The following is an 11,847-nucleotide window of genomic DNA, read 5'->3' on the forward strand; positions in this document are numbered from 1 at the left end:
TGAATTCATATAGGGGGAAACCCCTGATTTTTGACAAACACTTTTTTATGCGATTTAATTAGATACTTTTGTTAAAAAAAAATATACAAATGTTTAAAGACACCATAAAATCGTCCAGACTTCTTTTGCTACTTGCTGTTATAACTTTATTATATGCTTGTAATGACAAGAAAGACAATGGAGTGGTTTTTGTAAAAGAAATTCCAGCCAAAGAAGATACTACCAAAGCCTATTTACATCAAGTAGAAAACTATAAAAAAGATAAAAATTATTTAACTGTTTTTTACAAATATTATAACCAACAAATTGCAGCACATAAATACATAAATGCTGCGGAAATTTTAGATATAGCTTGTGTATATCTTGCCGATTCATATGATTATAACGAAGTTTTTTTGGCAACCATTAATGAATTTAATACAAAATATAGGAAAGAAGTTCCAGCACTAAAAACCACTTTTGTAGATGCCTATTTGGCTCATTATTATGAAGACAAGTCTAATCTAAAAAAAGCAGCGGAATATCATAAAAATATAACATTGCTAGAGCCTAACGACTACAAAAGCTGTTACAAAACTGCAAGAGCTTATTATGATTTGTCCTATATTTATTACATCATGGGCAAGCAAAACTTGAGTTTAGTGGCCAACCAAAAATCGTTTGAATATTTCACAAAAATAAATAACCCAAAGGGTTTTGCATTTGTTTACTCTAATTATGCTAACATTTATACGGCCATTGGTGATAAAAAAAGAGCCATAAAAAATGCTGATCTTGCCATAAAGACATACAAAAGTATCGATAATACTTATAATGTTTATATTGGGTTAATTAACAAAATAGCCATTTATGATTTTATGAATGACTCCCGAAAAACTGCACTTATCGATTCTACCTACCAAGCCTTTAATCATAGTACCGAAGATGGTAAAATATTAAAACTTAAAATATTTGATTTTAAAATTGAAAATTTAGTACAAGCAAATAAATTACCTGAAGCTAAAAAAGTAATTGATGAATTAAAACCAATTGTAGAAGAAATTAATTCGGAGGATTTAACTTTAGAATACAAAGTGGCTTTAGCACAATATGAAATAAAAAAGAACCCAAATTATTCTAATTTCTCAGATATAAAAAAAGCTTTACCAACACTAATAACCAATCAGCAATACGAAAAAGTCAATATGTTTTATGGTGTTTTACAAATAAGCGCACTTCAAAATAATGATTTTAAAAATGCTTTTTCTATCGAAAAAGACAAACGAATAATTGCCGATAGCATATCTGATATTGCAACAAGAGGAAAAATTGCAGAGCTAGAAACTATATACGAAACTGAAAAAAAAGAGCAACAAATTACTCTTCAAAAAACAACTATTTTAAATAAAAATACGACAATTGCCTTGTTGGCCTCCTTGTTTTTAGGATTGTTTCTAACCGTTGTGGTTTACATTACCCGACAAAAACAGAAAAAATTAAAATTAGAAAAGCAAAACGTGCAACAATATACCAAACAATTACTCGAAAAAACCGAAGAAGAACGCAAACGTATTGCCAGCGATTTGCACGATAGCGTAAGTCACGAATTGTTAAGTTTAAAAAATTCGTTTGAAGAAAAAAACGATATTACGAATACTAAAATAGATTCAATTATAAACGATATCCGTATTATTAGTAGAAATTTACATCCAATAATGTTTGACAAAATAGGATTAAAAGCAAGTGTTGAACAACTAATAGAAAGAGCTCAGTCAGTAAATGATTTTATGGTAACGGCTGATGTTGAATATAACGAATCGCTATCAACTGCTGATGAATTACAAGTGTATCGAATTATTCAGGAAGCGTTATCCAATATTATAAAATATGCCAATGCAGTTGCGGCAAAAATTACTATTCAAGAAAAAAATAATAGTATTTTCATCGAAATTAAAGACAACGGTAAAGGATTTAATGTTTCTGAAAAACTAAACGGAAAAAATGCGTTTGGTTTGCACAATATCATCGAAAGAAGTAGAGCTATAGGTGGCGAAGCAAAAATAAATTCAGATACAAACGGAACTGTTATCTCCATTGAAATTAAAAAACAATAATGAAAATACTTATTGCAGACGATCATCCATTTACACTACAAGGAACAAAAAGCTTTGTAGAATCTTACGGTTACAAAATAACAGATACCTGTTCTAATGGAGTTTCAGCTTTAAATTTAATTACACTTCATCAACCTGATATTGCTATTTTAGATATAAATATGCCAGGACTCGATGGCTTAGATGTGGCAAAAAAAGTACAAGAAAGCAAAATTAAAACCAAAATAATTTTGCTTACCATGCACAAAGAAATGACTATTTATAAAAAAGCCACAGAATATGGAATTTACGGATACATTCTTAAAGAACATGCGCAAACAGAATTAGAAAAATGTTTAATTGAAGTTGCAAAAGGTAATAAATATGTAAGTGAATTCCTTGAAGAAGATTTAGTTGTAGATAACAAAAAGGATAATGACGAATTGGCAAAACTAACTGTATCCGAAAGAAAAATTACAGAATTAATTGCCCAACAAAAAACAAGCAAACAAATCGCCGAATTACTCTTTTTGTCAGAAAAAACCGTTGAAGGACATCGCGGAAATATCATTGAAAAGTTAGGTTTACCTAAGGAGAAAAACACCTTGCTTATTTGGGCAATTCAAAATATAAAACAATAAAAGTATTTTTCTATAAATAAATAAGTTTTTTCAATTTATTAAAGAGTGAATTTTTTATAATAAAGTTTACATTTGTCTTTTTATAAAAACACTTATTATGTCCAATAACATCGAAAAAATAAAATGCCTAATTATAGGTTCTGGTCCTGCAGGTTACACGGCAGCAATATATGCTGCTAGAGCAAATATGAACCCTGTTTTATATCAAGGAACGCAACCCGGAGGTCAACTTACAACAACAAACGAAGTAGAAAACTGGCCAGGAAATCCAGAAGGAATTACAGGTCCAGAAATGATGATTGGCTTAGAGGCTCAAGCAAAACGTTTTGGTACCGATGTTCGTGATGGTTGGGCCACAAAAGTAGATTTTTCTGGAGATATTCATAAAGTTTGGATAAATGATGAAAAAGAATTGCACTGCGAAACGGTAATTATTTCTACTGGTGCAACTGCAAAATATTTAGGAATCGACTCTGAACAACATTATCTTAAAACAGGTGGTGGAGTTTCAGCTTGTGCAATTTGCGACGGATTTTTCTACCGCAACCAAGAAGTTGTTATCGTTGGAGCTGGAGATTCTGCTTGCGAGGAAGCACATTATTTATCTAAACTGTGCAAAAAAGTAACTATGTTGGTTCGTAGCGAACAATTTAGAGCTTCAAAAATTATGGAAGCACGTGTTCGCAAAACCGAAAATATTACCATATTAATGAACCATGATACCGTTGAAGTTTTGGGAGATGGCCAAGTGGTTACAGGCGTAAAAGCAAAAAATAAAACAACTGGAGACATTTTTGATATTGAAGCTACTGGTTTCTTTGTAGCGATAGGCCACAAGCCAAATACCGATATTTTTAAAGATTATATCACGCTTGACGAAACCGGTTATATTGTAAATATTCCCGGATCATCTAAAACTAATGTTGCTGGAGTTTTTGTTTCTGGTGATGCTGCCGATCATGTTTATCGCCAAGCTATTACTGCTGCTGGAACAGGCTGTATGGCTGCGTTAGATGCCGAAAGATATTTGGCTGCAAAAGAATAAAGAAAGATTTACATACAAAAAAACCAATTCATTGAATTGGTTTTTTTGTATGTAAAATATTACTTCACTACTTTCTTATACAAAACTGCTTCGTCTCCAAACTTTTTTAGCTCTATTTTTGGTTCACCAAATATCGAAATTTCCGATTTTCCTGCAGCAGCGATAGACAAACTTCCGTTTGTGTAAACACTACATTTAGTGTTGCTTTCGGTGGTTAAACTAAGCATTTTCGAAGTTAATTTCTGACCTTCATAACTTGCATTATTGTCTAAACGAAGCTTCATTTCGGTAACTTCACCATCAACAGTTGCTTCAGATTTCTGGTACATATCAAATTTTAATTTATTTGAAGAAATGTGTGTTTTTATTTCAGCATTTTTACTCATTTCTATAAAAGCATCTTCACTCTTTAAGTTTAGTTCTACTTTCGATTTGTCGTTTGATAGCAAAGTAAAATTAGGAGCATTTGCATTAATAACTGTCTTGCTATAATCGTAAGTTTTTATAGTAATATTCTTCAATCCAATATCGGAAACAGCATTTAGTTTTGCTTCGTGTTTTACTGATATTAACTTCAAACTATCAGTATAAGTAACTCTAATTTCTAATTTTTTGAAACCCGAAATTTCTTTATTTGTATTTAAACGTAATGAAGTACCATAAGTTTGATGGTTGATAGCAGTATGCAAATTTTCGTCGGTTTCTACTTCGATAGCATTTTTATCACCTTTTACTAAAAAAACTTCCAGATTGTCTTCGATTTCAAGTTCTGTAAAAGCAGCAACTTCAACTTTTTCGACTGTGACTATTTTCGATCCTTTTACTTTTTCCTTTTTTTGGGCAAAAGTTATTGTAGTTAATAAGATTGTAAAGATAAGTAGGACAGTTTTTTTCATTTTCAAATTTGTTTATCACAAATATAAAAAAATCATTCACTTTTGATGAATGATTTTGATAAATTTAAATTTTTTTACTCTTTGTCTACGCTTCCACCAGAATTTTCTTCGACAGCTAAACTTTTAGGAGTTTTAGAATACGATATAGAGCTTGCGCTTGATGCGTGTGCTTTTAGTTTCAGAATTGGATTTACGATTGTTGAACTTCCGCTCGAACTTTGAGAATTTATATCGTTTGCTAATAAATTTTCTGCATTGATACTACTTCCGCTAGATGAGGCTGTTGTTAGTTCTAGTGTTTTGCCTTCAATATTTAAATCGCTTCCGCTAGAAGCTTCAAGTATAATTTTGTCGGCTTCAATATTTGCAGTTAAATTACTTGCGCTACTTGATTTTACATAAATAATATTTCCTTTTATAATGTTTTTAGTAACCAAAGAAGAAGCACTTGTAGATTCTAAACTTAAAATTTCTGGTATTTGAACTTTGATTTTTTTAGAACCTACATTGATATAATTATTGTATTTTGATGATATTTTTAAAACACCATTAGTAACAGTTGTAATTATACCATCTTGTAAATTATCGTCAGCTTCAATTAATACTTTTTGATTTTTTCCTTGCGTTACTTCGCAATCTAAACCTTGACTGACTTCAATTTTTGTAAAAGGCTCTAAATTTCGCTCTTTTTTAACAACATGGCCACTTCCTGTGATTTTTTTACCTAATTCGATGTCATATTTGCAAGAATTAAATAATAATGCAATGCATGTTGCAATTACTATTCGGACTAAATGAACCATTAGTTTTATCATGATTATTTGGTTTTAATGATAATTCCGTCTTTGTTTATTTTAAGCTCTTTTATCTCATTTGAATTTGAAATCACAGTGTCATTCTTAATTTTAACACCGTCTTCATCAATAGTAACAGTTGCAGTATGCTCATCGTCTTCGTCTTCATCTTTTTCGATAGGACAATTTAAACACGCTATTTTGTCAGTTCCTACTTTATACACATCTTTATCAGAATCTGGGTTCCAAGAGAAGTAATCTCCATCTGTGTCGTCATAATTTCTTAATGAACTATCTGGTTTTAGGTAAGTTCCTTTTGGTAAATACAAGTACAACGCTACTTCCTGACCACGATATTTGCTTTTTACATCGGCTAACAAATAATTATCAAGAATCAATTGGTTTCCTTCAATTTTGAATCCGTAGTTTATTTTTTCGGCTCTTTGTTTTGCTTCGGTAAAAGTTTTACCATTGGCTCTTTTTTCAATTTGAATGAATGGTAACTTTTCATCAGTTGGCATAATTTCGAGACTCACATTGTTAGAATAAATCAAATTGTTATTGGCTGAATCCTGAACGAATTTAAAATCTTCACTATTGTAAATCGATTTTGTGTAATAATCATTGTATTTGAATTTTACAATAAGCGTATCTGTTGGCTTGATATTGATGATTTCTTTTTGAACTACTTTGTTTTCGAAAGCAATTTCAGTGGCTGTACGAACTCCTAAAGTTATTAATACGCCAATGGCTAAAATCCAAATAGCTAATAATGTATATTTTGCAATGTTTCCGATTGATTTTAAGTTGCTAACTAATATTTTTAGACCTAAAATAAGTAGGAAGAAAAATGGAATTCCGATTGCTAAAACGGTTAGTAAAGCAACAAACCACATTGAAGTATTTGTGTAGTTGAAAGTGTTAAAATAATCCATCCATGGCACACTTAGAAACGAAGTAGAGCCAACTGTAAACAAACTTATTATTAGACAGATTAACATTGCGGAAGCAATTATAACTATTAATGCACCAATAAATTTGGCAAATACACTGAATATAGAAACTAAGACATCACCTAATGAACTTCCTATTTTTCCGGCAGATGTTCCTACTTGTGTTCCCATTTTTCCGTAATCGGCATTTTTGAATTTTTCAGAAACATTATCAAATTCTTCCTTTACTTTCTTTTCTATATTAGAAATGTTTATGGGTTCTCCTTGCATTTCTAATTTTTCAGTAGTTGTTACCGCTTCAGGAGTTACCGCCCATAAAATAATGTAAGCCAATATTCCTGTTCCAAAACCAGCAAAAACCAGTAATACTAAAATAATTCTAATCCATACAGGATCCATACCAAAGTAATGTCCTAAACCAGACGCAACACCTCCAACAATACCTGATTCTTTGTCACGGTATAGTTTTTTTGAACGAGTTGAAACTGAAGTGTAATTCATTTGACTTGAATTGTCGTTTTCAATTTTATAGTCCTCAGGTTGTCCCATAACGGCTATAACATCGTCAATATCTTTTAGACCAATCACTTGTTTTTCAGAACTTAATTTTTCTGAGAAAAGTTCCGAAATTCTACTTTCAATATCGTTCATGATTTCGTCACGACCGTCGCTAGAAAGAGATCTCTTTATAGCATCAAAATAGCGATTTAATTTCTGATAAGCGTCTTCATCTATGTGAAAGAAAAAACCTCCTAAATTCATATTTACTGTTTTGTTCATGGCTATTATTTTTGGATAGTTATTATGTTTACTGCATCAGACAATTCCGTCCAAGTGCTATTTAATTCGTTTAAAAATGTTTGTCCTTCTTCTGTTAGTCCGTAATATTTTCTTGGCGGTCCAGAAGTAGATTCTTCCCAGCGATAGCTGAGTAGTTCGTCGTTTTTAAGCCTAGTAAGTAAAGGATATACTGTTCCTTCTACTACCAGTAACTTTGCGTTTTTTAAGGTGTCTAAAATTTCCGAGGTATATGCTTCTTTGTCTTTTAAGACCGATAAGATACAAAACTCGAGGACACCTTTTCGCATTTGCGCTTTCGTGTTTTCAATGTTCATAGATTTTCTTTTTTAATGATTAAACTGTTCATTTTTTGATTGATTTTTGATTTGCCTTTCAGCTGATGATTGAAACTTATTTTAGAAAATTAATAGTCAACGGGTATTTAAAAGATTCTCCTTCATTGGCTTTTATTGCACCATATATAATTAAGAAAAATTCGGCGATTTTCATAAAGCAAAACAAGCCAATAGCAACTAAAGCAATGGTTACAATGCCTGTAATATTACCAGATGATAATTTTTCGATTAGAAAATCACCATTCTCAATTTCGTCAAAACTTACATTATTGAATATCGAAAATAATAAAGTAGGAATCGATACGATTAATAAGAGAATAGAATATAACAACATACTTAATTGAAAATTTAGAACTTGTTTCCCGTTATGATTAATAAATTCCGACGAATCTTTTTTGCTTCCCCATAATACAATAGGTAAAATATAATTACCGAAAGGGATAAGATATTTAGTTAAAGCACTCAAGTGAATAAATGAGGCGTAATTTTTTTCTTTGTTTGATGTTAGAACTGCTTCCATAATTTTGATTTTTTTGATGATTAAATAATAGTACTTTCTTTTGGCTATTAATTTCTTATGCAAAGATACGGTTAAAAAAAGCTATTATGCATTACAAAGTACTAAATATTAACATTTATTTAACATTTAAAAATATTATGCATACATAGTATTTTTTTGTACATTAGCGAAAAATATAGTGTTATGGAGTTTTCAGCATCAAATTTAAATAAGTTTTTATTTTTCAAATTACCATCTGCTTTTTGGTCTGGCGTTAGAGCAAAAAGCATTACCGAAACACAATGTGTTGTAACTGTTAAGCACCGTTGGGTAAATCAGAATCCATTCAAATCGATGTATTTTGCAGTGCAAGCCATGGCTGCTGAACTAACAACAGGAGCAATGGTTATGCTACATATTCAGAAAAGTAAGCGAAACATATCTATGTTAGTAGCAAATAACAAAGGGAGTTTTACAAAGAAAGCCACAGGAAGAATTACTTTTACTTGCAAAGACGGACATCTTATCGAAGAAGCGATAAAAAAAACTATCGAAACTGGAGATGGTCAAACTTTCTGGATGAAATCGATCGGAACCAACGAAAAAGGAGAACAAGTTTCTGAAATGGATTTTGAATGGAGTATTCGACTGAAATAAAATAATTTCAACAATAGTTAAATTCTTTACAATTAATAAATACTTAAGACAATCATTTATTACATTTAATAAAAAAATATAATGAAAGTCCTTATTACAGGTGCAACTGGTCTTGTCGGTACAGCAATTACTGAATTGCTGTTGCAAAATGGTATAAAAATTAATTATCTCACAACCAACAAAAATAAAATCGAACACCAACCCAATTATAATGGGTTTTACTGGAGTCCAGAGTCTGGAGTTATCGACGAAAATTGTCTAATAGGTGTAAATACAATCATACATTTAGCAGGAGCAAGTATTGCAAAACGATGGACATCTAAATACAAACAGGAATTAATTGAAAGTAGGGTATTGTCGGCAAACTTGTTATTTAATGCTTTAAAAAACAATCCGCATCAAGTAAAACAAGTCATATCGGCATCAGCTATAGGGTTTTATCCGGATAGTTTAAAAAATTATTATTCTGAGGATTTTACAAAATTAGATGATACGTTTCTATCTAATGTAGTTGTAAAATGGGAAGAATCCGTCAATCAAATAGAAAGACTAAATATTAATGTTTGTAAACTTCGTATAGGTATAGTTCTTGCTAAAAATGGCGGCGCACTTCCAGAAATATTAAAACCCATAAAACTAGGGATCGGTTCAGCATTTGGCTCTGGAAAACAAATGCAATCTTGGATACACATTCATGATTTAGCTAATATGTTTTTATTTGCCATACAAAATAATCTTCAAGGTGTTTATAATGCAGTAGCGCCTTCGCCAGTTACAAATTACGAATTAAACTATGTCGCAGCACAAATTTTAGAAAAACCTTTTTTTATGCCAAATGTTCCTCGATTTGTTATGAAAATAATTTTGGGAGAAATGAATACATTACTTTTTGAAAGTCAGAATGTAAATGCACAAAAAATAAAAACTGCAGGTTTCGAATTTCAATACAAATCAATACAATCAGCTCTCAAACAACTTCTGGTAAAATAAAAAAGCGTTTGTTTCGACAAACGCTTTTTTAGTATGGTGAATTAATAATTATATATAAAAGGTATTGTGTAATTTCTATTTATTATTTTCAAATTTAAAGAATTAATCTCGTTTTTCTCTTAAAATTATATTAAAGTTTTTAATGACAATTTGACATTGTTTTATAATTGGCAGTAATTTTGCAATGGGTAAAGAATGTTTCAAAATATATTTAAAAATAAATCAAAGATGACTACTGAGAATACTGAAATTGATAAAGAATTAGATGAAATAACATTAGAAGAAAATGCTAATGGTGAGCAATTAATCATAGAAGAATTAAGTGTTGAAGAGCAATTAACTAAAGATTTAGCGCACGAAAAAGATAAGTTTTTACGTCTTTTTGCTGAATTCGAAAATTACAAAAGACGTACTACAAAAGAAAGAATAGACTTGTTTAAAACTGCCAACCAAGAAGTTTTACAAGCCATGTTGCCAGTTATGGATGATTTTGACAGAGCTATTGTCGAAATTTCCAAATCAGAGGACGAAAATTTAATAAAAGGAGTAGAGCTTATACATACAAAACTAAAAGACACTTTGTTTTCTAAAGGGTTAGAAGTGATGGAAGTAAGAACAGGAGATGCTTTTAATGCTGATTTTGCTGAAGCAATTACACAAATTCCAGCGGGTGATAAACTAAAAGGAAAAGTAGTTGATGTGATTGAAAAAGGTTACAAATTAGGCGAAAAAATCATCCGTTTTCCTAAAGTAGTTATTGGAAATTAATTCAAATTGTCACCCTTAACTTAGTTGAAGGGTAAAATTATTAAAATGAAAAAAGATTTTTACGAAATATTAGGTGTTACGAAAAGTGCATCTGAAGCCGAAATAAAAAAAGCTTATCGCAAAAAAGCAATTGAATTTCACCCTGATAAAAATTCTGGTGATGCTGCTGCCGAAGAAAAATTTAAGGAAGCAGCCGAAGCTTATGAAGTTTTAAGTGATGCTCAGAAAAAAGCGCAATACGACCGTTTTGGACACCAAGCTTTTGAAGGCGGTAACGGTGGTGGAGGCGGAGGTTTTCACGGCGGCGGAATGAACATGGACGATATCTTCAGCCAGTTTGGAGATATTTTTGGTGGTGGTGGTTTCGGCGGATTTGGAGGCGGAGGCGGAGGTCAGCGTCGTACTAAAGGAAGTAATTTGAGAATCAAAGTCAAATTAACGCTAGAAGAAATTGCCAATGGTGTTGAGAAAAAAGTTAAAGTAAAACGCAAAATTCAGGCGCAAGGAGTTTCATATAAAACTTGTTCTACTTGTAATGGTCAAGGTCAAGTAATGCGAGTAACCAATACTATTTTGGGACGTATGCAATCGGCTTCAACTTGTCCAACTTGTGGAGGTTCAGGTCAAATTATCGAAAAAAAACCAGCCAATGCCGATGCGCAAGGAATGATTCTTGAAGACGAAACAGTTTCTATAAAAATTCCAGCTGGTGTTGTTGATGGTATGCAACTAAAAGTTTCTAATAAAGGAAACGATGCGCCAGGAAACGGAATTCCTGGTGATCTTATTGTTGCTATCGAAGAAATAGAACACGAATTCTTAAAGCGTGAAGGCGAAAACTTACATTACGATTTGTATATTAGTTTTGCTGAAGCAGTTTTAGGAATATCTAAAGATATTGAAGCAGTAAACGGAAAAGTTCGCATCAAATTGGAAGAAGGAATACAATCAGGAAAAATACTCCGACTAAAAGGAAAAGGAATTCCAAGTATCAATAGTTACGGAAATGGTGATTTGCTAGTTCATGTAAATGTTTGGACACCAAAAACTTTAAACAAAGAGCAAAAGCAATTTTTTGAAAATAATATTTCAAACGAAAACTTTATTCCAAGTCCAGAAAAATCAGAAAAATCATTCTTTGAGAAAGTGAAAGATATGTTTTCATAATTTATAGAACGGGTTTTATATCCGTTTTATTTTTTTTCCCATCCTAGTGCAAATTAGGGTGGGTTTTTTGTAACATAAATCCGCTTTTTTCTACTTATTAAAGAGTCAGAAAAAACTTAAATGAACTTATATGACTTATATGGTTCAAATAAATAATCTTACATTTACATAAATCAATTTTCTACAATGAGTAATATTCTTGAAGTTAAAAATGTAGTCAAACAATACG

General features: G+C 31.3%; 12 protein-coding genes. 7 read left to right on the forward strand and 5 right to left on the reverse strand.

What is annotated here, in order from left to right; genetic code table 11:
• The first annotated feature begins 89 nt into the window (after window positions 1-89).
• The 3 genes from ACH2BP_RS11660 to trxB all read left to right on the forward strand — a co-directional run bounded on the left by ACH2BP_RS11660 (window position 90) and on the right by trxB (window position 3,758).
• Entirely contained in the window at window positions 90-2,093 is a 2,004-nt protein-coding gene (locus ACH2BP_RS11660; RefSeq protein ID WP_395060093.1) for an ATP-binding protein, read from the forward strand.
• Window positions 2,093-2,713: a response regulator gene (locus ACH2BP_RS11665; protein WP_395060095.1), complete on the forward strand. Its 621-nt coding sequence runs from the start codon at window positions 2,093-2,095 to the stop codon at window positions 2,711-2,713. The genes ACH2BP_RS11660 and ACH2BP_RS11665 overlap by 1 nt, the downstream gene beginning before the upstream one ends.
• A gap of 97 nt (window positions 2,714-2,810) precedes the next feature.
• Window positions 2,811-3,758, forward strand: coding sequence for a thioredoxin-disulfide reductase (gene trxB, locus ACH2BP_RS11670; RefSeq protein ID WP_395060097.1), 948 nt, complete (start codon window positions 2,811-2,813; stop codon window positions 3,756-3,758).
• Window positions 3,759-3,817: 59 nt separating this feature from the next.
• On the opposite strand, the gene ACH2BP_RS11675 is transcribed toward trxB, so the two are convergent.
• From ACH2BP_RS11675 to ACH2BP_RS11695, 5 genes are all read right to left on the reverse strand, one after another.
• Complete coding sequence (locus tag ACH2BP_RS11675; protein WP_395060099.1) at window positions 3,818-4,654, reverse strand: GIN domain-containing protein; 837 nt, start codon at window positions 4,652-4,654, stop codon at window positions 3,818-3,820.
• Between the two features lie 74 nt (window positions 4,655-4,728).
• The gene (locus ACH2BP_RS11680) at window positions 4,729-5,469 is read right to left on the reverse strand and encodes a head GIN domain-containing protein (protein WP_395060101.1); all 741 of its coding nucleotides are present in this window, start codon (window positions 5,467-5,469) and stop codon (window positions 4,729-4,731) included.
• 2 nt (window positions 5,470-5,471) lie between these two features.
• Entirely contained in the window at window positions 5,472-7,181 is a 1,710-nt protein-coding gene (locus ACH2BP_RS11685) for a PspC domain-containing protein (protein WP_395060103.1), read from the reverse strand.
• Between the two features lie 5 nt (window positions 7,182-7,186).
• Window positions 7,187-7,516: a PadR family transcriptional regulator gene (locus ACH2BP_RS11690; RefSeq protein ID WP_091473079.1), complete on the reverse strand. Its 330-nt coding sequence runs from the start codon at window positions 7,514-7,516 to the stop codon at window positions 7,187-7,189.
• A gap of 76 nt (window positions 7,517-7,592) precedes the next feature.
• Complete coding sequence (locus tag ACH2BP_RS11695) at window positions 7,593-8,057, reverse strand: DUF4870 domain-containing protein (protein WP_395060105.1); 465 nt, start codon at window positions 8,055-8,057, stop codon at window positions 7,593-7,595.
• A 183-nt stretch (window positions 8,058-8,240) separates the two neighbouring features.
• Here ACH2BP_RS11695 and ACH2BP_RS11700 point away from each other — a divergent pair, with 183 nt between their 5' ends.
• The 4 genes from ACH2BP_RS11700 to dnaJ all read left to right on the forward strand — a co-directional run bounded on the left by ACH2BP_RS11700 (window position 8,241) and on the right by dnaJ (window position 11,618).
• Entirely contained in the window at window positions 8,241-8,693 is a 453-nt protein-coding gene (locus tag ACH2BP_RS11700; protein ID WP_395060107.1) for a DUF4442 domain-containing protein, read from the forward strand.
• Between the two features lie 81 nt (window positions 8,694-8,774).
• Entirely contained in the window at window positions 8,775-9,683 is a 909-nt protein-coding gene (locus ACH2BP_RS11705) for a TIGR01777 family oxidoreductase (RefSeq protein WP_395060109.1), read from the forward strand.
• 195 nt (window positions 9,684-9,878) lie between these two features.
• Window positions 9,879-10,451, forward strand: coding sequence for a nucleotide exchange factor GrpE (locus tag ACH2BP_RS11710; RefSeq protein WP_395060111.1), 573 nt, complete (start codon window positions 9,879-9,881; stop codon window positions 10,449-10,451).
• 45 nt (window positions 10,452-10,496) lie between these two features.
• A complete protein-coding gene (gene dnaJ, locus ACH2BP_RS11715; protein WP_395060113.1) occupies window positions 10,497-11,618 on the forward strand; it encodes a molecular chaperone DnaJ in 1,122 nt (373 codons plus the stop codon).
• The last annotated feature ends 229 nt before the right edge of the window (window positions 11,619-11,847 follow it).

Origin of the sequence: Flavobacterium sp., assembly GCF_043756175.1 — a bacterium.
GTDB lineage: Bacteria > Bacteroidota > Bacteroidia > Flavobacteriales > Flavobacteriaceae > Flavobacterium.